Origin of the sequence: Pseudomonas sp. QTF5 (assembly GCF_000512695.2) — a bacterium.
Lineage (GTDB): Bacteria > Pseudomonadota > Gammaproteobacteria > Pseudomonadales > Pseudomonadaceae > Aquipseudomonas.
Window position 1 is genome coordinate 1 of record NZ_AZRW02000056.1, and the last position, 19,496, is coordinate 19,496.

General features: G+C 60.2%; 20 protein-coding genes. 8 read left to right on the forward strand and 12 right to left on the reverse strand.

The genetic code is table 11. The annotated features are described in order from the left end of the window. Positions 1–118 precede the first annotated feature (118 nt). Complete coding sequence (locus tag IC37_RS27190) at positions 119–844, reverse strand: 4'-phosphopantetheinyl transferase (protein ID WP_218244354.1); 726 nt, start codon at positions 842–844, stop codon at positions 119–121. Positions 845–1,007: 163 nt separating this feature from the next. Further along, entirely contained in the window at positions 1,008–1,799 is a 792-nt protein-coding gene (locus IC37_RS27195) for a dienelactone hydrolase family protein (RefSeq protein ID WP_030131108.1), read from the reverse strand. Between the two features lie 147 nt (positions 1,800–1,946). Between IC37_RS27195 and IC37_RS27200 the strand changes: the two genes are divergently transcribed. From IC37_RS27200 to IC37_RS27210, 3 genes are all read left to right on the forward strand, one after another. Beyond that, on the forward strand, positions 1,947–2,549 hold the full coding sequence (locus IC37_RS27200; protein WP_030131107.1) for a membrane protein: 603 nt from the start codon (positions 1,947–1,949) through the stop codon (positions 2,547–2,549). A gap of 249 nt (positions 2,550–2,798) precedes the next feature. Continuing rightward, entirely contained in the window at positions 2,799–3,476 is a 678-nt protein-coding gene (locus IC37_RS27205; RefSeq protein ID WP_030131106.1) for a response regulator, read from the forward strand. Continuing rightward, the gene (locus tag IC37_RS27210; protein ID WP_030131105.1) at positions 3,473–4,819 is read left to right on the forward strand and encodes an ATP-binding protein; all 1,347 of its coding nucleotides are present in this window, start codon (positions 3,473–3,475) and stop codon (positions 4,817–4,819) included. Before IC37_RS27205 ends, IC37_RS27210 begins: the two co-directional genes overlap by 4 nt. 161 nt (positions 4,820–4,980) lie before the next feature. On the opposite strand, the gene IC37_RS27215 is transcribed toward IC37_RS27210, so the two are convergent. Next, complete coding sequence (locus tag IC37_RS27215) at positions 4,981–5,994, reverse strand: AraC family transcriptional regulator (protein WP_030131104.1); 1,014 nt, start codon at positions 5,992–5,994, stop codon at positions 4,981–4,983. Positions 5,995–6,334: 340 nt separating this feature from the next. Between IC37_RS27215 and IC37_RS27220 the strand changes: the two genes are divergently transcribed. Beyond that, positions 6,335–7,669: a dicarboxylate/amino acid:cation symporter gene (locus tag IC37_RS27220; RefSeq protein WP_030131103.1), complete on the forward strand. Its 1,335-nt coding sequence runs from the start codon at positions 6,335–6,337 to the stop codon at positions 7,667–7,669. 145 nt (positions 7,670–7,814) lie between these two features. Continuing rightward, positions 7,815–8,996, forward strand: a complete 1,182-nt coding sequence (locus tag IC37_RS27225) for a CaiB/BaiF CoA-transferase family protein (RefSeq protein WP_030131102.1) — start codon at positions 7,815–7,817, stop codon at positions 8,994–8,996. A 120-nt stretch (positions 8,997–9,116) separates the two neighbouring features. On the opposite strand, the gene IC37_RS27230 is transcribed toward IC37_RS27225, so the two are convergent. Both IC37_RS27230 and IC37_RS27235 read right to left on the reverse strand, forming a co-directional pair. Next, on the reverse strand, positions 9,117–9,611 hold the full coding sequence (locus IC37_RS27230) for a SprT family zinc-dependent metalloprotease (protein ID WP_030131101.1): 495 nt from the start codon (positions 9,609–9,611) through the stop codon (positions 9,117–9,119). 159 nt (positions 9,612–9,770) lie between these two features. Then, positions 9,771–10,373 carry a Yip1 family protein gene (locus tag IC37_RS27235; protein WP_030131100.1) on the reverse strand — a complete coding sequence of 201 codons (603 nt, stop codon included), beginning with the start codon at positions 10,371–10,373 and terminating at the stop codon, positions 9,771–9,773. A 488-nt stretch (positions 10,374–10,861) separates the two neighbouring features. Here IC37_RS27235 and ttcA point away from each other — a divergent pair, with 488 nt between their 5' ends. Beyond that, positions 10,862–11,686, forward strand: coding sequence for a tRNA 2-thiocytidine(32) synthetase TtcA (gene ttcA / locus IC37_RS27240; protein ID WP_030131099.1), 825 nt, complete (start codon positions 10,862–10,864; stop codon positions 11,684–11,686). Positions 11,687–11,832: 146 nt separating this feature from the next. Next, positions 11,833–12,507, forward strand: coding sequence for a DNA-3-methyladenine glycosylase I (locus IC37_RS27245; RefSeq protein ID WP_007899094.1), 675 nt, complete (start codon positions 11,833–11,835; stop codon positions 12,505–12,507). A gap of 110 nt (positions 12,508–12,617) precedes the next feature. On the opposite strand, the gene IC37_RS27250 is transcribed toward IC37_RS27245, so the two are convergent. From IC37_RS27250 to arsC, 3 genes are read right to left on the reverse strand one after another with little or no spacing between them, the layout of a single operon-like run. Then, positions 12,618–13,043, reverse strand: coding sequence for a DUF2069 domain-containing protein (locus tag IC37_RS27250; protein WP_030131098.1), 426 nt, complete (start codon positions 13,041–13,043; stop codon positions 12,618–12,620). Position 13,044: 1 nt separating this feature from the next. Beyond that, positions 13,045–13,641: an NAD(P)H:quinone oxidoreductase gene (wrbA, locus tag IC37_RS27255; RefSeq protein ID WP_030131097.1), complete on the reverse strand. Its 597-nt coding sequence runs from the start codon at positions 13,639–13,641 to the stop codon at positions 13,045–13,047. Further along, positions 13,638–13,991 carry an arsenate reductase (glutaredoxin) gene (gene arsC / locus IC37_RS27260; RefSeq protein WP_030131096.1) on the reverse strand — a complete coding sequence of 118 codons (354 nt, stop codon included), beginning with the start codon at positions 13,989–13,991 and terminating at the stop codon, positions 13,638–13,640. Before arsC ends, wrbA begins: the two co-directional genes overlap by 4 nt. 114 nt (positions 13,992–14,105) lie before the next feature. On the opposite strand from arsC, the gene IC37_RS27265 reads away from it, so the two are divergent. After that, the gene (locus IC37_RS27265) at positions 14,106–14,573 is read left to right on the forward strand and encodes a TlpA disulfide reductase family protein (protein WP_030131095.1); all 468 of its coding nucleotides are present in this window, start codon (positions 14,106–14,108) and stop codon (positions 14,571–14,573) included. Positions 14,574–14,624: 51 nt separating this feature from the next. Here the strand turns inward: IC37_RS27265 and IC37_RS27270 are convergent, their stop codons facing one another. The 4 genes from IC37_RS27270 to IC37_RS27285 all read right to left on the reverse strand — a co-directional run bounded on the left by IC37_RS27270 (position 14,625) and on the right by IC37_RS27285 (position 19,358). Next, on the reverse strand, positions 14,625–15,029 hold the full coding sequence (locus IC37_RS27270; protein WP_030131094.1) for an META domain-containing protein: 405 nt from the start codon (positions 15,027–15,029) through the stop codon (positions 14,625–14,627). Further along, positions 15,029–15,463 carry a hypothetical protein gene (locus tag IC37_RS27275; RefSeq protein ID WP_030131093.1) on the reverse strand — a complete coding sequence of 145 codons (435 nt, stop codon included), beginning with the start codon at positions 15,461–15,463 and terminating at the stop codon, positions 15,029–15,031. Before IC37_RS27275 ends, IC37_RS27270 begins: the two co-directional genes overlap by 1 nt. A 77-nt stretch (positions 15,464–15,540) precedes the next feature. Further along, complete coding sequence (locus IC37_RS27280; protein ID WP_030131092.1) at positions 15,541–16,533, reverse strand: 2-hydroxyacid dehydrogenase; 993 nt, start codon at positions 16,531–16,533, stop codon at positions 15,541–15,543. A 74-nt stretch (positions 16,534–16,607) separates the two neighbouring features. Continuing rightward, complete coding sequence (locus IC37_RS27285) at positions 16,608–19,358, reverse strand: response regulator (protein ID WP_030131091.1); 2,751 nt, start codon at positions 19,356–19,358, stop codon at positions 16,608–16,610. Positions 19,359–19,496 lie beyond the last annotated feature (138 nt).

Below are 19,496 nucleotides of genomic sequence, written 5' to 3' on the forward strand. Positions count from 1 at the left end.
GGCCAGATCAAGCCCGCTCCCACATTGGATTGTGTTGTTCACACATTGTGTGCCCACTGGAGATCCAATGTGGGAGCGGGCTTGCTCGCGAAGAGGCCCTGACAGGCGCTGAAACCCCTCAAGCCTTGATACTGACCAGACTCAACAACTGCCCATCCATCACTGCAAACTGCGCATCCAGCTCAATGCCGCTACGCCATTCACTGGACAGGTCAGTCAGCAACCGCAACCGCACTTCACCACCCTCGCTCCACTCCAGCACTTCGGCGTGTTCGAAATAGAAGCGCTTCTGCACGATCGGGTAGAGCGCCTTGAACAGGCTTTCCTTCACCGAAAACGTCAGCGTCACCAGCATTGCCAATTGATCGCCAGCCCCGGCAGCCATGCGCTGCAACTCAGGCCCGGTGAGAATTTCCCCGGCCAGGCGTTCGGCGCGCTCCGCGTCGAGCAGGTTTTCCAGGTCCATTCCCAGGCCGCGCCAGTGCGCCTTATTCGCGACAATCGCCGCAGCCCGACCGGTGCTGTGGGTGATCGAGCCGGTGATATGCGCCGGCCACACCGGTGCGCGGTCTTCGCCGATGGCCGGGATGAAACTCAGCCCTTCCAGTTGTTGCAATGCCGCCCGAGCGCAGACCCGCCCGGCGAGAAACTCGGCCTGGCGCTTGGCCACCGAACGCTGGATGCTCGCAGGCGGCTCGATGGCGCTGCGCTGGAAATCATCGCTGGCCAGTTGCCTGGTATCGAAGTGGGTACCCAACAAGACCGTATCAGGCAGCACAAACGGCAGCGGCCAATGGGCGTCGAGTGGGGTGCAGCAGACGGGTAGGGCGGGGACGGGATTCATGACGGGCATTTTGCCGGGTTGCCTTGAGGCTGGGTAGTCCCAAGGTGATCGTTCCCACGCTCTGCGTGGGAACGCATCCAGTGACGCTCTGCGTCACACCGTCGAAGGGACGCGGAGCGTCCCGGGCTGCATTCCCACGGGGACCGTGGGAACGATCATTGTGTCAGCTAAATATTTTCTTGAAGAACGCCTGCATGTCCGCCCAAGACTTTTCATCCGCGGTCTTGCTGTAACCAATGTCCGGCCCGCCGTGGTCGCCATGGCTCAGACGATCCGCCTCAGGATTGCTGAACCCATGCTTGGCGCCTTCGAGGGTGACAAACTTGTAGTCGGCCTTGGCCTTGTCCATTTCCGCTTTGAATGCCGTCACGTTTTCCGCCGTGACCATGCTGTCCAGAGCGCCATGCTCCACCAGGATTTTCGACTTCACACTGCCAGGCGTCGCCGGCGTATTGGTCACCAGTGCACCGTGGAAGCTCACCACGCCTGCCAGCGGCACGCCTTGACGCGCCGCATCCAGCACCACCTTGCCGCCGAAGCAATAACCGATGGCTGCCAGTTTGTCCGGATCGGTCTGTGGTTGTTTCTTCAGCAAATCGAGCCCGGCCTGAAACCTCGCACTGGCCGCTGCGCTGTCCTTCAATGCTGCTTGCATGAAGGCCATGGCGTCCTTGGCGTGTTCGGTGGTCTTGCCGTCGCCAAACATGTCGATCGCCAGCGCGCTGTAGCCCAGACCGGCCAGATCACGGGCGCGGCGCTTGGCGTAGTCGTTGAGGCCCCACCACTCATGCACCACCACCACGCCCGGGCGCGGGCCTTTGATGGCGTCGTCGTAGGCGTAATAGCCGATCAGCTTGGTGCCGTCGGCACTCTGGTAGGGAATTTCCTGGGTCTGGATGGCGGCCTGGCTGACCCCACTCAGAGCCAGTAATACGAGGGCGAGGAACATACGCATGATCAAACCTCCTTATTAAGAGTTGTCTGAACAGCGTAGTCGATGTGATTCAGCTCAGGTTCAGAGTGCGTTCAGGGGCAGTACAGGGAGGGGGCAGTAACCTTGCCCCGTACCCAAAAAGCACATAGCGCATGAGGAAACTCCCCAATGACTACTTTTAAAAAACTGTTTCTGGCTTTCACCATGATGGGCGCCAGTATTGCGGCCCACGCCGATACCACCAATTTCGCCGGCCTGACCTTTGGCCAGACCAGCGACAAGGTTAAAAAATCCAGCGCTCTGAACGACAACCTCGACCACCCGAACGCCGATGGTGTGATCGGCAAGGACAACACCTGGGGCGTGCGTCTGGGCCAGCAAGACAGCAAAGGCCGCTACTACGCCACTTATGACAACGTGTCGGGCTCGCACAATGGCATTAAACTGCGTCAGGAAAACCTGCTGGGCAGCTACGATCTGTTCTACCCGGTGGGTGGCAGCACCAAATTGTTCGGCGGTGCTACCGCCGGTTTGACCAAACTGACTCAGGACTCGCCAGGCTTCAGCCGCGACAGCGACATCGGTTACGCCATTGGCGGCCAGGTCGGTGTATTGCAGCAAGTTTCGCAAAATACCTCGGTCGAGCTGGGTTACCGTTACCTGCGCAGCAACGCCAGCACCGAGATGAGCGAGCGCGGCGGCAGCAAACAGGGTTCGCTGGATTTGACCAGCAGCGCCCAGACCTACCTGTCCGCCAACTACGCTTTCTAAAAAGCGTTTCGCGAGGGTATGTGCTGAGGCCAGTTGGTTAAACGCAATCCCTGTGGGAGCGGCGGTGCGACGATTCGACTTGCTCGCGAAAGCGGTGTGTCAGGCGACATCAATGTTGACTGTGCCACCGTCTTCGCGAGCAAGCCCGCTCCCACATGTTCCGCGGCTTGATTGACCGGCGTCGCCCGGTTTGCGTGCCTTTGGACGCGTTATGCCTTTGGAGATGTTGGATTTGCCCAGGAGAGCGTTATGAAATTGCTGGTCGTCGAAGATGAAGCGCTGTTGCGCCATCACCTGCAAACCCGTCTGACGGATAGCGGCCACGTGGTCGAGTCCGTGGCCAACGCCGAGGAGGCGCTGTATCAGGCCGGGCAGTTCAACCATGACCTGGCGGTGATCGACCTCGGTCTGCCGGGCATGGGCGGGCTCGACCTGATTCGTCAGTTGCGTTCCCAGGGCAAGACCTTTCCGATTCTGATCCTTACCGCGCGCGGCAACTGGCAGGACAAGGTCGAAGGCCTCGCCGCCGGTGCCGACGACTACGTGGTCAAGCCGTTCCAGTTCGAAGAGCTGGACGCCCGCCTGAATGCCTTGCTGCGCCGCTCCAGCGGTTTCACCCAGTCGACCATCGTCGCCGGGCCTTTGCTGCTGGACCTCAACCGCAAACAGGCGTCCCTCGATGAACAACCGTTGGCGCTGACCGCCTACGAATACCGGATCCTCGAGTACCTGATGCGGCATCACCAGCAAGTGGTGGCCAAGGACCGCTTGATGGAGCAGCTCTACCCGGATGACGACGAGCGCGATCCGAATGTGATCGAAGTGCTGGTCGGCCGCTTGCGCCGCAAACTCGAAGGCCCGGCCGGCTTCAAACCGATCGATACCGTGCGTGGCCTCGGCTACCTGTTTAACGAGCGCTGTACTTGATTCGTTCCCTTCGTGTCCGATTGATGCTCGCCGCCACGATCCTGGCGGTGTTGTTCATGCTGGCGTTGCTGCCGGCGATGCAGGGCGCGTTCAGCCTGGCGTTGCAGGATTCCATCGAGCAGCGCCTGGCGTCGGACGTCACCACGCTGATCTCCGCCGCGCGGGTGGATAACAACAGCCTGCAGATGCCGGCGCAGTTGCCCGATGAGCGCTTCAACCTCACCGACAGCCGATTGCTTGGCTATATCTATGACCGCGAAGCTCATCTGGTCTGGCGCTCGAAGGCTACCCAGGAAGAGAAAATCAACTACAAACCGCGTTACGACGGGCGCGGTAATGAGTTCGCGAGAATTCGCGAAGCCAACGGGGAAGAATTCTTCGTCTATGACGTCGAGGTCAAACTGCTGGGCGGCAAAAGTGCGGCGTTCAGCATCGTCGCGCTGCAACCGGTGCGTGAATACGAAATCACCCTCGAAGGCCTGCGGGAAAACCTCTATCTGGGTTTCGGCGCAGCCTTGCTGGTGTTGCTCGCCTTGCTGTGGATCGGCCTGACCTGGGGTTTGCAGGCGTTGCGTCGACTGAGCCAGGAGCTGGACCAGATCGAGGGTGGCACGCGTGAAAGCTTGAGTGAAGAACATCCTCGGGAGCTGCTGCGCCTGACCGGCTCGCTCAACCGTTTGCTGCACAGCGAGCGTGAGCAGCGCAGCCGTTATCGTGACTCCCTCGACGATCTGGCCCACAGCCTGAAAACCCCGCTGACGGTGTTGCAAGGGGTCAGCGAGGACATGGCGCAAAAGCCGCAAGAGCGCGATCAGGCCTGGGTGCTGCAAACCCAGATCGAACGCATGAGCCAGCAAATCGGCTATCAGCTGCAACGTGCGAGCCTGCGCAAAAGCGGTCTGGTACGCCATCAGGTACGCTTGCGCCCGGTGCTGAAAAGCCTCTGCGACACACTGGACAAGGTCTACCGCGACAAACGCGTGCGGGTCGCTTTCGACCTGCCGGAGCAGTGTTACGTGCCGATCGAGCAAGGTGCCTTGCTGGAAATGATGGGCAACCTGCTGGAAAACGCTTATCGCCTGTGCCTGAGCGAAGTGCGCATCAGTGTGCGTGAAACCCTCAGCGGGATTGAACTCTGCGTTGAAGACGACGGGCCGGGCGTGCCACCGGATCAGCGTGCGCGGATTCTGCAGCGGGGCGAACGGCTGGATCGCCAGCATCCGGGGCAGGGGATCGGGTTGGCGGTGGTCAAGGACATCATCGAAAGCTACAGCGCCAAGCTGACATTGGGGGATTCGCCGATGGGCGGGGCGGCGTTCCGGATTCATTTTCCGGTGGTGTGACCGGGAGGTGAAGGGTGTTCTCTCGGGCCTCTTCGCGAGCAAGCCCGCTCCCACATTTGATTGGCGGCGTTCACAAATAATGTGTTCGCAGCAGATCCCCTGTGGGAGCGGGCTTGCTCGCGAAGGGGTCAGTGAATACACCAAAAAAACAGCGCTAGAACTCAACTCTCCTGAGCGCGGTAAGCGCCAGGCGTCAACCCCGTCCACTTCTTGAACGCCCGGTGAAACGCCGACGGCTCGGAAAACCCCAGTTGCTCGGCAATCTGTTGCAAAGACAAATCCGCACGCCCCAGATGATAAATCGCAATGTCCCGCCGCAACTGGTCTTTCAACTCCTGAAAACTCGTCCCTTCTTCGCGCAAATGCCGACGCAAGGTTTGCGGGCTGATGTGCAGGTGCGCGGCCACCGCTTCCAGATCCGGCCAGCGCGCACTGTCGCGGCTGAGCAAGCGCCGCAACTGGCTGCTCAGGCTGTCGCCTTCGTCGGGGCGCGATAGCAGGTCGGCGGGGGAGCGCTCGAGAAAGTGCTTGAGGGTTCGTTCGTCCTGCAACAGCGGCATGTTCAGGTAGCGACTGTGAAATAGCAGACTGCTTTGCGCCGTCGTGCTCTTTATGGTGGAAAAGCTCAGCGGGCAAGAAAACAGCAAGTCGTATTCGGCCCCGTGTTCGGGCCTCGGGTAGCTGAACGTGGCTTGCTCCAGACGAATGCGCTGGCCGATCAGCCAACTGCCGAACCGATGCCAGATCACCAACAGGCTTTCGCTGAGGAAGTGGTCCGGGTCCCACAGCGGCGAATCGTCCAGGCCCAAGCGAACCATGTCGCCTTCGCGGCTCAACGTCAGACGCGGCGCACCGGGGAACAGGCTGTAAAACAATAAGCCGCGATTGAGCGCTTTCTCCAGCGTGCGGCAGTGGATCACCGCGTGGCACATCATCGCGAAGCTGCCGGGTTTGCTCGGGGCCTGCCCGAAGCCCAGGTATTCGTCGTCCAGGGCCAGCCACAGCCCCTGGATCAATCGTGCGAACTGCTCGGGCGCGATTCGGGCGCGCGGCTCCTCAAGCAACTCGGGGCTGATCCCCAGTTGCTGCAACAGACTCGAATAGTCGTAGCCACGCCGACGCGCGCCACCGAGGGCGGCGCGGGCGAAATGGCTGGCGATGGTGCGTTCGCGCATAGGAGGCAGGTCCGTCTACTGAGCGATGGATGGTAGCGGTGCGCGTCGAGGATGAACAAGGCGGATATCCGCCAGATTGCAGGACGAGGTTTGGCTGGTGGGCGGAAATCCGCCACATCGTTGTAACAGCTTGGTGACCAAAAAAAACCTGTAACCCTTGATGTCACAAGGTTGGCAGGTTTTTTTTCGAAGGTGGCACGGGGCTTGCGATACAAGCCGCAGAGGTCTGCTATCGCGCAGCTCGACAAAACAAATCCCTCCAGTGCAGGAGGGTTCGCAAATGAGGTGTCAGGGACAACAGTTGGATGTTGTTACTGGGGCACTCTTGAGGAACTTTGCAATGACGACTCGTCAGCCACTGTATAAATCCCTGTACTTCCAGGTGATCGTTGCCATCGCTATCGGCATCCTGCTCGGTCACTTCTACCCGCAGACCGGTGTAGCCCTCAAGCCGCTGGGTGACGGGTTCATCAAACTGATCAAAATGGTCATCGCACCGATCATCTTCTGTACCGTTGTCAGCGGCATCGCCGGCATGCAGAACATGAAATCGGTCGGCAAGACCGGCGGCTATGCGCTGCTGTACTTCGAAATCGTCTCCACCCTTGCCTTGCTGATCGGTCTGGTCGTGGTCAACGTTGTGCAACCGGGCGCCGGCATGCACATCGACGTGACGACCCTGGACACCAGCAAAATCGCTGGCTTCATCTCGGCCGGTAAAGACCAGAGCATCATTGCCTTTGTCCTCAACGTAATCCCGAACACCATCGTCGGCGCCTTCGCCAACGGCGACATCCTGCAAGTGCTGATGTTCTCGGTGATCTTCGGTTTCGCCCTGCATCGCCTGGGTGCCTACGGCAAACCGGTGCTGGACTTCATCGATCGCTTTGCTCACGTGATGTTCAACATCATCAACATGATCATGAAGCTCGCTCCAGTCGGCGCGTTCGGTGCGATGGCCTTCACCATCGGTGCCTACGGTGTCGGTTCGCTGGTGCAACTCGGTCAGCTGATGATTTGCTTCTACATCACCTGCATCCTGTTCGTGGTTCTGGTTCTGGGCGCGATCTGCCGCGCACACGGTTTCAGCGTCATCAAACTGATTCGCTACATCCGTGAAGAACTGTTGATCGTGCTGGGCACTTCCTCTTCGGAATCCGCGCTGCCACGCATGCTGATCAAGATGGAACGCCTGGGTGCGCAGAAATCCGTTGTGGGTCTGGTGATCCCGACGGGCTACTCGTTCAACCTCGACGGTACGTCGATCTACCTGACCATGGCGGCTGTGTTCATCGCTCAGGCGACTGACACCCCAATGGACCTCACTGCCCAGATCACCTTGCTGCTGGTGCTGCTGTTGTCCTCCAAGGGCGCCGCCGGTGTGACCGGTAGTGGCTTCATCGTGTTGGCTGCCACTCTGTCCGCCGTTGGCTCCCTGCCGGTTGCCGGTCTGGCGCTGATCCTCGGTATCGACCGCTTCATGTCCGAAGCCCGTGCGCTGACCAACCTTGTTGGTAACGCCGTGGCCACCATCGTGGTCGCCAAGTGGGTGAAAGAGCTGGACGAAGACAAGCTGCAAGTCGAGCTGGCTTCCGGCGGTCGCGGTATCTCCGACGAGCGTGAAGTAGACGACCTGGGTGTGGCTGAAGGCCCAACCCCGGTCAGCGTCAAGTAAGTACTCTGGCTGCATGAAAAACCCGCTTCGGCGGGTTTTTTCATGCCTGCAATTTGAGCGCAACGGTCACCGCCACTGACACATAAGGTGATTGCTGCAATGTCCTCGGCTGCCTAGGCTTGGGGGATCGCACTGGAGAACACTTATGCTCGGTCCACTGGCATCACTCAAGGTTCTGGATTTCTCGACACTGCTGCCGGGGCCGTTCGCCTCGTTGCTGCTGGCAGACATGGGCGCCGAGGTGCTGCGCATCGAATCGCCGACCCGCATGGACCTGCTGCGAGTTTTGCCGCCGCATGATCAAGGCGTGTCGGCCAGCCACGCGTACCTCAATCGCAACAAGCGCAGCCTGGCCCTGGACCTCAAGCAGCCCGAGGCGCTGGAGGTGATCAAGCAATTGCTGCAGGACTACGACATCGTGCTGGAGCAGTTTCGTCCCGGCGTGATGGATCGGCTCGGTTTGGGGTATGAAGCCTTGAAGGCGATCAATCCGAAGCTGATTTATGTGTCGATCACCGGTTATGGCCAGACCGGCCCCTACAAGGATCGCGCCGGCCACGACATCAACTACCTGGCGCTGGCGGGGCTGGCGAGCTACACCGGTCGTGTCGATGGCGGTCCGTTGCCGTTGGGCATGCAGGTAGCGGATGTCGCCGGTGGCTCGCTGCACGGGGTGATCGGCCTGCTGGCGGCGGTGATCGCGCGGCAGCAGACCGGGCAAGGGCAGCATCTGGATGTGAGCATGACCGACTGCGCCTTCAGCCTGAATGCCATGGCCGGTGCCGGGTACCTGGCCTGTGGCGTGGAGCCGGGGAGGGAAGAGCAGATGCTCAACGGGGGCAGCTTCTACGATTACTACCGTTCGCGCGATGGGCGCTGGTTTTCAGTGGGCAGTCTGGAGCCGGTGTTCATGCAGCAACTCTGCACGGCGCTGGGCCGGCCGGAACTGGCGGGCCAGGGGCTGTCACCCGAACCGGCCCGGCAACAGGCGCTCAAGGAGGCGTTGAAAGTTGAATTCGAAAAATACGACTTTGCCGAGTTGTGTGAACTGTTTGCCGGGGTCGATGCGTGCGTCGAGCCGGTGTTGAGCCTGGGCGAAGCGGTGCGGCATCCGCAGTTGAAGGCACGGGAATTAGTGGTTGAGGTGCCGAGGGGCGATGGGACGACTCAGGCGCAGATGGCTTGCCCGTTGAGGTTTTCAGATGGATTGCCTGAACCGCGGCATATCGGGGCGGGGCTGGGTGAGCATACGGATCAGGTGTTGGGGGAATTGGGGTTTAGTATTGAGCGGATCGCGGAATTGCGCCGTGCCAGGGTGGTTGTGTAGTGCCTGTAAGGACGCCTTCGCGAGCAAGCCCGCTCCCACATTGGATGTGTGCCATGGCGAAGATTAAATGTGGGAGCGGGCTTGCTCGCGAAGGGGCCGGCCCAAACACCACAAATCCCGCTATTCGACCCGCATCTCCCCACTAAACACCAATGTGCTCCTGCACCGCCGACATAAATACCTCCGTCCCTGTCTCACCAAACCATGACGCTGCGCCGAAAACGGGAAATCGCTATCGGGGCACGGGCATCTGTAGATGTAGCGGGTCACGCTGCGGCGTTTGACGTCGTAGGTGTGGCAGCGGTTGGGCGGCAGTTCGTAAACACCGCGCATGATCAGTTGCCACTCTTCGCCGTGAGGCTGAATGCGGTCGCCGAACAGTTGATGGGCGATCAGGTGCGCGACTTCATGCGCCACGGTCTGCTTGAGGAAGTCTTCGGTGTTTTCCCGGTACAACTGCGGATTGAAGCGCAGCAGGTTCTCGTGCAAATGCGCGACACCGGCTTTTTGCCCGCGCAGCTTGAGGCTCACCACGGGGCGTTTGAAAGGTCGTTTGAAAAAGGATTCGGCTTGTTGGAAACAGTCTTCGACGCGGGTATTGAGTTGCTCGGGCATGCTTGATGGATCTCCAGAGACGTCGAGTATGCCGCAACCCTCGGGACTTGCGAATCGCCGAGGCGCCGAATGGTCATCGCCGCTCTCTATCCTGAAGAAGTTAGAAGGCCGCCTTGCGGCGGCCTGTGTTGGCAGATCTTGTTTTTGGTTGGTGTGTTGCTAATTGGTATAGACCGGCCCCACGCCGAGTCCCCAGACAATTACGGTGAACGCCATGATCGCCACCAGCACCACCAGTCCTACGGCGAGCACCGAGCTTGAAAACAGGAATCCCTCGTCCGACGGAATGTTCATGAACGTTGGCAGGCCCACATACAGCAGGTACACCGTGTAGCAGATGGCTGCGGTGCCGACGATCATTCCCAACCACATGTGCGGGTACAGCGCCGCCAGACCGCCGATGAACAGTGGAGTCGCGGTGTACGTGGCGAACGCGACACAGCGCGCCAGGCTCGGGTTGGCGTCATAGGTGCGGGCCATCCAGTGGATGAAAGCCCCCATCACCGCAACACCACCGAGCATCGCCAGGTACGACATGATGGTCATCCACAGCGCGCTTTCCATGGTCAGCATTACTGGCGCTCGATTACCAATGACCCAGCCGACCTGTGTGGTGCCGATAAACGCCGACACGGCAGGGATCGCCGCCAGAATCAGGGTGTGCGTGAGGTACATGTGGCTGATGCTTTCCTCCTGGTCGCCACGGATTTCTTTCCATTCCTGGTCAGGGTGGGTGAAGAGCCCCACTACGTGATGGATCATGCCAGTCACTCCTCTTGTTGTTGCCATCGCCCCCCAGCGGAGCGCTTACGGGCCAAAGTGGCCAGGTAAGTACAGGTCTGAATACGTGTGCGACCTTATGCCGCAGTATAGAAAGGAGTTACCGGTAATAGTGCGAGGGCTTTAGAGCAAATCGCGCTGTAAACAATCTTGTTAATCGCCGCCGGGTCTGTGCCGAATGCAGCCTGTGGCGAGGGAGCTTACTTCCGCTGGGCGCGAAGCGGCCCCAAGACATCCACCCCTGTTGTGCCAGCCAAACCTGCGGCGGCAGGTTTTGCGACTGCTGCGCCCGGGCGCGGATCGGCCGGCGGGAGCAAGCTCTTATAGAACAAAATTTATCTCATTGATTTTAAAGATAAATTTATTTGCCGATTTANGGTATGCTCAAGTCATATAAAGTGCAGGCTTCGCCCCGAAAGGGTTTTTGCGTAAAATGCCGGCCTTTCGTCACACCTCACGGATTTCGCGTCATGGGCACTCTTACGGTCAACCAGAACAAACTGCAAAAGCGCCTTCGCCGTCAGGCCGGTGAGGCTGTCGCCGATTTCAACATGATTGAAGACGGCGACAAGGTCATGGTCTGCCTGTCCGGTGGCAAGGACAGCTACACCATGCTCGATGTGCTGATGCATTTGCAGAAGGTCGCCCCGATCAAGTTCGAGATCGTGGCCGTGAACATGGACCAGAAGCAGCCAGGCTTTCCCGAGCACGTGCTGCCGGCTTACCTTAAAGAACTGGGCATCGAGTACCACATCGTCGAGAAAGATACTTACTCGGTGGTCAAGGAGCTGATCCCGGAAGGCAAGACCACCTGCTCGCTGTGCTCGCGCCTGCGTCGCGGCACGCTCTACACGTTTGCCGATGAAATCGGCGCGACCAAAATGGCCCTCGGTCACCACCGCGACGACATCGTCGAGACGTTCTTCCTGAACATGTTCTTCAATGGTTCACTCAAGGCCATGCCGCCGAAGCTGCGCGCCGACGATGGTCGCAACGTGGTGATCCGCCCACTGGCCTACTGCAACGAAAAAGACATTCAGGCTTACTCGGACCTCAAGCAATTCCCGATCATCCCGTGCAACCTCTGCGGCTCCCAGGAAAACCTGCAACGCCAAGTGGTTAAAGAGATGCTGCAGGACTGGGAACGCAAGACCCCGGGCCGTACCGAAAGCATTTTCCGCAGCTTGCAGAACGTGATCCCGTCGCAACTGGCGGACCGCAACCTGTTCGACTTCACCCATCTGCGCATCGATGAAACCGCCGCATCGCGGTTCGTCAACGTAGTAAACCTCTGAGCAATATGTGGGAGCGGGCTTGCTCGCGAATGCGTAGTGTCAGCTGACATTCATGTTGAATGGCTCACCGCTTTCGCGAGCAAGCCCACTCCCACAGGTTTTATCGCTCGCAGGCGCCGTTTTCATTTCAATCCTCAGGAGAGGGCATGCGCGATTACAAGTGGCTGAACGAGTACTGCTTGAACCGCTTCGGTTCGGCGGCTGAACTGGAAGCCCATCTGCCCGTTCCCAAGACCCCGGCGCAATTGCGCAAGATCAGTGACGACCGCTACCTCTCGACCATGGCGTTGCGGGTATTTCGCGCCGGGCTCAAGCACAGCCTGGTGGACGCAAAATGGCCGGCGTTCGAAGAAGTGTTCTTCAAGTTCGACCCGGAAAAAGTCGTGCTGATGAGCGCCGAACATCTGGAGCGCTTGATGCAGGACGCGCGGATCATCCGCCACCTGGGCAAGCTCAAGAGTGTGCCGCGCAATGCGCAGTTCATTCTGGACGTGGCTCATGAGAAGGGTAGCTTCGGCGCCTTGATCGCCGAATGGCCGGTGACCGATATCGTCGGCTTGTGGACTTACCTGAAAAAACACGGGCATCAGTTGGGCGGGTTATCGGCCCCGCGATTCTTGCGGATGGTCGGCAAGGACACCTTTGTGCCGAGCTACGACGTGGTGGCAGCGCTGAGTGCGCAGAAGATCGTCGACAAGGTGCCGACCAGCCTGCGGGACATGGCCACGGTGCAGAATGCGTTCAACCAGTGGCACGAAGAGAGCGGTGGGCGGCCGATGAGCCAGATTTCGATGATGCTGGCGTACACAGTGAATCATTGAGACCGAGTCGCTCCCTTCGCGAGCAAGCCCGCTCCCACATTAAACCGAGTTCTGTCAGTTGGAATGCGGTCAAATAATGTGGGGGCGGGCTTGCTCGCGAAGGCGTCAGATCAGGCAGCAGAAATCTCGCCTTCACCCGCCAACTTGCGATTCAACTGAAACCGCCACCGCACATACAACATTGCCGAGCAGAACACCGCCAGGCTCGCGCCCATCTCCAGTAAACCGAACAGCTGACGGTTCGGGTCATACGCGGCCAATGCGCCCTTCATGAAATACAGGTTCACCACAAAACACATCCACGAATGCCCGCGGGGGCTGCCGATGATCATCCCCGGCGCCATCAACAATAGCGGCACCAGTTCGATCAGCAGAATCACCCACGGCCGCGCACCATGCAGGTCGGCGAATACCAGATAGTAGACGCAGAGCAGTCCCACCAGACCGAAAAAGCACAGCAGGCTGATGACGCGCATCGCCCGTACTCGTGGTTCGAGCCATTCGATGGAAGGCAGAATCTTCGGCTTTTTAGCCATATCAGCTCACCAACTTTTGCGCAGTCTTCGCCAGCCGCAGGCCTAAGGCGCGGCACAGCGCAACTTCGTGTTCATTCAAGCCACTTTTGCCATCGGCACCGGCATGATGGCTGGCGCCGTACGGCGTGCCGCCGCCACGGGTTTCCAGCAGCGCCGATTCACTGTAGGGCAGGCCGGTGATCAGCATGCCGTGGTGCAGCAACGGCAACATCATCGACAGCAGCGTAGTTTCCTGGCCGCCGTGCAGGCTCGCGGTGGAGGTGAAGACCCCGGCCGGTTTGCCCACCAGAGCACCGGTCAGCCACAGATTGCTGGTGCCATCGAGAAAGTACTTCAACGGTGCTGCCATGTTGCCGAACCGGGTCGGGCTGCCGAGGGCCAGGCCGGCGCAGTTCTTCAAGTCGTCGAGGCTGGCGTACAGCGTGCCTTCATCGGGAATGTCCGGCGACACGGCTTCGCATTCACTGGAGATCGCCGGCACTGTGCGCAATCGGGCTTCCAGGCCGGCCTGCTCGACACCACGGGCAATCTGCCGGGCCATTTCATTGGTCGAGCCGCTGCGGCTGTAATACAGAACCAGAATGTACGGCGCACTCACGGCAGCAACTCCAGCACATTCTCCGGCGGACGGCCGATGATGGCTTTGTCGCCGACTTCGAGAATCGGGCGCTCCATAAGTTTGGGGTGCGCGGCGATGGCGGCGATCAATTGCGCCTCGCTCAGGCTGCTGTCGGCCAGATTGAGGGTTTTGTATTCGTCCTCGCCGGTGCGCAGTAATTGTCGGGCGCTGATGCCGAGCTTGCTCAGCAGGCTCTGGATTTGCGCGGCGTCGAGCGGGGTTTCCAGGTAGCGGACCACGGTCGGGGCCACGCCACGGGCTTCGAGCAGCTCGAGCGCACCGCGGGATTTCGAGCAGCGCGGGTTGTGATAAAGCGTCAGATCGGTCATGTGCGGGTCGCATCTTGCGTAAGGTGGCGGCTATTCTAACTGTGCGGCGCGTAATCCAGAACCTTGGGAGGCGATGGGTCGCAGGTGCATTCCATTTTTGACAAGGATCGAGACATGACAAGGCGACTGGCAGCGGCATTGGCGATCATGGGGGCGTTATTGTTGGGGGGCTGCGGCAACGACTATGGCACCGACCAAAATGGCCATAAAGTCGCCGCCGAACGTCTGGACAAACAATGGCTGGTGCTCAATTACTGGGCCGAATGGTGCGGCCCGTGCCGTACCGAGATCCCGGAGTTGAACGTGCTGGCTGAGCAGCTCAAAGGCAAGAAGATCGGTGTGTTCGGGGTCAACTTCGACAATGTGCAGGGCGAAGAGCTGAAAAGCGCCAGCGAGAAACTGGGAATCAAATTCACCGTGTTGGCCCAGGACCCGGCCGACCTTTTCGAATTGCCACGCAGTGAAGCGCTGCCGGTGACTTACATCATCGATAACAAGGGCAAGGTACGGGAACAGTTGATGGGGGAGCAGACGGCGGCGGGGGTGATGGCGAAGCTTGAGGCGTTGCAGGCCAGGAATTGAGTTGTGCTGATCATTCCCACGCTCTGCGTGGGAACGATCGGTGTGAGAGGATCAACCCTCTTCAAGCCACCAACGCAGTGGTTTGCCTTGCGCGGGCCAGAAGCGCATCTGGTCGATCGGCGAGACGTCCCAGCGCTGGACGTTTTCCAGCGCCTGCAGGAAGCGTTTTTCCTGCTCCATCAACGCCGGCGCACACATTTTGCGGGTGCTGCCGATCTTGCCGAAGCTCAGCTTGTCGCCTTCCAGGGCATACGGCGCGAACCAGTGGTTGCAGCCGCCATTGCCATACGCCCGACCGTCTTCATCGAGGGTGATGGTCAGATGGCTGTAGTCCATCAGCGGACGCTCGCCGATCCATTCCAGAATGTAGCTGCGGTTTTGTTGCAATTGCACCGGTTCGGCGGCGCAGCCCAACAGACTGGCGCCAGCCATGGCGGTCAGAGCAAGGCGTTTCATCACGCAGGCTCCTGGCACTTCTTGCACTGGTGCTTGTCACCGACTGTGGCCCAGCCCAGCTCGGCGATCCGTGCAGTGGCAGCCGGTTTTTCGGCTTTGTTGCCCAGCTTGGCGTCGACCGCGAACTCAAAGCTCAGCTCTTTGGCGCAGCTGTCGCAGTTGACTTTCCAGGTGTGGATCGCCAGTTCGCCGAACACCGGACCACTGGCCACCGCGACCCATTGGCCCGGCGGGTTGATCAGATGGCGAACCGTTTCGACGGTCAGGCGCATGGACAAGTCCTTGCTGCCTTTAAGGGTCACTACCAGCACGTCGCTATTACGAATCGAGCCGCCGTTGCCGGTGACTTGATAACGCCCCGGCACGAGGGCGCGGCATTCGGTGAGGGTGTGTTGCGGGTTCATCAGGCTGTAGCGGAAATCGTGTTCGACCATGGGTCCTCCAAATATGCGCGATATGCTAGCACGGGCATGAACGCAGCATGGTGTGGGCATGTGACCTTCGATCTGGTTCAACTGCCCTCGACCTGATTGCGTGGCGAACCGGCCGCCCAGGCCGCGATGTTCTGCAGGGTGGTCGTGGCAATCGCGCCTAGGGCTTCGCGGGTGAGAAAGGCCTGGTGCGCAGTAATGATGACATTCGGAAAGGTCAGCAGGCGCGCCAGCACATCGTCCTGCAGTGGCAGGTCGGAGCGATCCTCGAAGAACAGCTGCGCCTCCTCTTCATAAACGTCCAGCCCCAGATAGCCCAATTGGCCGTCCTTCAGCGCATCGATCAGCGCCGGCGTGTCCACCAGACCGCCGCGCCCGGTGTTGATCAACATGGCGCCGGGCTGCATGTGCGCCAGTGACTCGCTGTTGATCAAATGTTTGTTCTGTTCGTTGAGCGGGCAATGCAGGCTGATAATCTGCGACTCGGCCAGCAGTTGCGGCAAGCTGAGGTAACGCGCGCCGAGCGCTTCGACCTGCGGGTTCGGATAAGGATCACAGGCCAGCAACCGGCAGCCGAAGCCGTTCATGATTTTCGCGAAGGTCGCGCCGATCTGCCCGGTGCCGACGACGCCGACGGTCTTGCCCACCAGATCGAAACCGGTCAGCCCGTGCAGGCTGAAATCCCCCTCGCGAGTACGGTTGTAGGCACGGTGCAGGCGGCGGTTAAGCGCCAGAATCAGCGCCACCGCATGTTCGGCCACCGCGTGAGGCGAGTAGGCCGGGACCCGCACAATCGCCAGCCCCAGGCGCTTGGCCACCGCCAGATCGACATGGTTGTAACCGGCCGAGCGCAGGGCAATCAAGCGTGTGCCGCCCGCGGCCAGACGTTCGAGTACCGGAGCGCTGAGGTCATCATTGATGAAGGCACAGACCACTTCGTGATGCTCCGCCAGCGCCACCGTGTCGAGGCTCAGTCGCGCCGACTGAAAGTGCAGCTCAATGCCGGCGGGCAGGTCTGCGCTCAGAAAACTGTCGCGGTCGTAGGTCTGGCTGCTGAAAAGAATCGTGCGCATGCTGTCCTCCTGGAAGTCTCAAGCCGGAATGCGATGAGCTTAGCCTTCAAGGCGCCCAGCGTTATTGCGCTGGATCAGGCATTGACACGCGCATGGGCCGCCAGGCGATTGATGGCGCGTTCGAGTTCTTCCAGCGCGCCGGAGGCTTTGGGGTCCTGTTGCTTGAGCAGGGTTTCACTGCGCTGGCAGGCGGCGCGCAGTTGCGGGACGCCGCAATAACGGGTCGCTCCATGCAGGCGATGGACTCGCTCGATCAGGGCATTCTGGTCGTTGGCTTCACGGGCGACGCGGATGGCCTCGCGGTCGGCCTCCAGGGAGGCCAGCAGCATTGCCAGCATGTCTGCCGCCAGATCGGCCTTGCCGGCCGCCAGGCGCAGGCCTTCTTCGTGATCGAGCACCTGCAACTCATGGCTGCTGTTGCTTTCGCTGGAGCGCTCCGGCCCCAGATTACGCAACGCCAGGCCGCTCCATTTCAACACCACCTGCGCCAGTTGCCGTTCGCTGATGGGTTTGGTCAGGTAGTCGTCCATGCCGCTTTGCAGCAACGCGCGTTTTTCGTTGGCCATCGCGTGGGCGGTAAGGGCGACGATCGGCAGTGGTGTGCAATGTCGCTCGCTTTCCCACTGGCGAATGGCTTCGGTGCTCTGGCGGCCATCCATGCCGGGCATCTGCACGTCCATCAGCACCAGGTCGAAGGTCTCGTTCTGCACGGCCTTGACCGCGGCGTAACCGCTTTCCACCGCGAGCACCTTGGCGCCCATGTCTTCGAGCAGGGTTTGCACCAGCAGCAGATTGGCCGGGTTGTCGTCGACGCAAAGGACCTTCGGCGCGCGGCTGGAAAGGGGCTCGCCGGGGTCGCTGCGCTGCTGGCGCGGGTTGACCATATCGGACAGGGCCCGACGCAGCTTGCGGGTGCAGGCCGGTTTGGACTGCAGCTGGCTGTGGGGGTTGGGCACCGAGAGGTGGAACAACGTCAGCTCGGTGGTCGGGCACAGCACCAACACTCGGCAGCCCAGGTGTTCAAGGTCCCAGATATGTTGATTGAGGCGCTCCGGCGGCATGTCGTTGCTGGTGATGCCGAGCACTGCCAGACCGATTGCCTGATCGGTCTGATGGGCACCGGTCACACCATTGGCCAGGCTTTCCAGGGTATTGAACGGCGTGACGGCCAGGCCGCAGTCTTCCAGTTGATGCTGCAATGCCTGACGGGCCAGCTCATGGTTTTCCAGAACCGCCACCCGATGCCCGAGCAGCGGTGGGCCGGGCAAGTCTTCGGCGTCGTCGCGGGTTTTGGGCAGGCTCAGGCTGATCCAGAATTCCGAGCCTTCGCCCGGTGTGCTGTCGACGCCGATCTCGCCGCCCATCTGTTCGATCAGGCGTTTGGAAATTACCAGCCCCAGGCCGGTGCCGCCAGGTTGCCGGGACAGCGAGTTATCGGCTTGGCTGAAAGCCTGGAACAAGGCGCGCACGTCCTGATTCGACAGACCGATGCCGGTGTCCTGAATGCTGATGCGCAGTTGCACGCTGTCTTCATGCTCTTCTTCGAGCATGGCCCGGGCAACGATAGTGCCTTCGCGGGTGAACTTGATCGCATTGCTCACAAGGTTGGTAAGGATCTGCTTGAGTCGCAGCGGATCGCCCACCAGCGACAGTGGCGTATCGCGATAAACCAGGCTCACCAGCTCAAGTTCTTTGGCGTGAGCGGCCGGAGCGAGGATGTTCAAAGTATCTTGCAGCAGGTCGCGCAGGTTGAACGGAATATGGTCGAGCACCAGTTTGCCGGCCTCGATTTTCGAGAAGTCGAGAATCTCGTTGATGATCCCCAGCAAGCTGTCGGCGGATTTTTCAATGGTGCCCAGGTAGTCGAGCTGGCGCGGGGTCAATTCGCTTTTTTGCAACAGATGCGTGAAGCCGAGAATGCCGTTGAGCGGCGTGCGGATTTCATGGCTCATGTTGGCCAGGAACTCGGATTTGATCCGGCTCGCCTCCAGGGCTTCCTTGCGCGCCAGGTCCAGCTCGATGTTCTGGATTTCGATGGTTTCCAGGTTCTGACGCACGTCTTCGGTGGCCTGGTCGACGCTGTTTTGCAGTTCTTCCTGAGCGTTCTGCAGGGTTCCGGCCATGCGGTTGATGCCGGACGCCAGTTCATCCAGCTCTTGGCTGCCGAGGGGCGGCAGACGGGTTTCCAGATGACCGTCCTTGAGCTGCGCCACGGCTTGTTTGATCTGGCTCAACGGCCGGTTGATGGTCCGGCCCATGCGCAACGCCAATAGCGCTGCACCGGCCAACCCCCCGCCGATCAGCAGCAGGCTGGCGAACAGGCTGCGGTAACCGCGAAGCAACATGCCGTTGTGGGACAGCTCGAGTTCGACCCAACCCAATAGACGGTCGGCTTCATCGGGGATCGGGTCGCCGGCCAGGTTGCGGTGCTTGCCGAACACCGGCAGCAGGTAACGCGTGGCGTCATTGCCACTGCGGCGCAACAGCTGTGAACCGTTGCCCAAAGGAGCCTGATTGAGCATGGTCGGGCCGGCGTGGGCCAGTGGTGTGCGGTCGGCGGCGAGGAAAGTCACCGCGCGCACGTCGGTTTGTTCCAGGAACTGGGTGGCGATGCGTTCCAGCAGCTCGTCGTCTTTGCGACCCATCGCCGGGGCTACCAGCGGCGCCAACTGTTCGGCAATCATTTCGCCGCGCTGCATGAGTTGGGATTGCAGGTCCGATTGCTGCAACCAGGTGAAATAGCCGCCCAGAACCAGCGCCATCAGGGTGGTCGGCAACAGGGTCAGCAACAGCACGCGGCCTTTAATTCCCAGTTTCTTGAGCACGCATCTCTCCCGCATCCAGCTGTTTATTGACCTGCACATGCGTCCGGCACGCGCCACCTGCGCAGTGTAGCGATTTGCATGCGGGCAATCTTTGTAAAATTGATGTCGTCATTCGTCGGCTAGTTCCGCGCTTTAGTC

Bases quoted from the DNA above. Each gene is read 5' to 3' on its own strand.
- IC37_RS27190 (WP_218244354.1), bottom strand. From the start codon at position 844: ATGAATCCCGTCCCCGCCCTACCCGTCTGCTGCACCCCACTCGACGCC.
- IC37_RS27195 (WP_030131108.1), bottom strand. From the start codon at position 1,799: ATGCGTATGTTCCTCGCCCTCGTATTACTGGCTCTGAGTGGGGTCAGC.
- IC37_RS27200 (WP_030131107.1), top strand. From the start codon at position 1,947: ATGACTACTTTTAAAAAACTGTTTCTGGCTTTCACCATGATGGGCGCC.
- IC37_RS27205 (WP_030131106.1), top strand. From the start codon at position 2,799: ATGAAATTGCTGGTCGTCGAAGATGAAGCGCTGTTGCGCCATCACCTG.
- IC37_RS27215 (WP_030131104.1), bottom strand. From the start codon at position 5,994: ATGCGCGAACGCACCATCGCCAGCCATTTCGCCCGCGCCGCCCTCGGT.
- IC37_RS27220 (WP_030131103.1), top strand. From the start codon at position 6,335: ATGACGACTCGTCAGCCACTGTATAAATCCCTGTACTTCCAGGTGATC.
- IC37_RS27225 (WP_030131102.1), top strand. From the start codon at position 7,815: ATGCTCGGTCCACTGGCATCACTCAAGGTTCTGGATTTCTCGACACTG.
- IC37_RS27230 (WP_030131101.1), bottom strand. From the start codon at position 9,611: ATGCCCGAGCAACTCAATACCCGCGTCGAAGACTGTTTCCAACAAGCC.
- IC37_RS27235 (WP_030131100.1), bottom strand. From the start codon at position 10,373: ATGATCCATCACGTAGTGGGGCTCTTCACCCACCCTGACCAGGAATGG.
- ttcA (WP_030131099.1), top strand. From the start codon at position 10,862: ATGGGCACTCTTACGGTCAACCAGAACAAACTGCAAAAGCGCCTTCGC.
- IC37_RS27245 (WP_007899094.1), top strand. From the start codon at position 11,833: ATGCGCGATTACAAGTGGCTGAACGAGTACTGCTTGAACCGCTTCGGT.
- IC37_RS27250 (WP_030131098.1), bottom strand. From the start codon at position 13,043: ATGGCTAAAAAGCCGAAGATTCTGCCTTCCATCGAATGGCTCGAACCA.
- arsC (WP_030131096.1), bottom strand. From the start codon at position 13,991: ATGACCGATCTGACGCTTTATCACAACCCGCGCTGCTCGAAATCCCGC.
- IC37_RS27265 (WP_030131095.1), top strand. From the start codon at position 14,106: ATGACAAGGCGACTGGCAGCGGCATTGGCGATCATGGGGGCGTTATTG.
- IC37_RS27270 (WP_030131094.1), bottom strand. From the start codon at position 15,029: ATGAAACGCCTTGCTCTGACCGCCATGGCTGGCGCCAGTCTGTTGGGC.
- IC37_RS27275 (WP_030131093.1), bottom strand. From the start codon at position 15,463: ATGGTCGAACACGATTTCCGCTACAGCCTGATGAACCCGCAACACACC.
- IC37_RS27280 (WP_030131092.1), bottom strand. From the start codon at position 16,533: ATGCGCACGATTCTTTTCAGCAGCCAGACCTACGACCGCGACAGTTTT.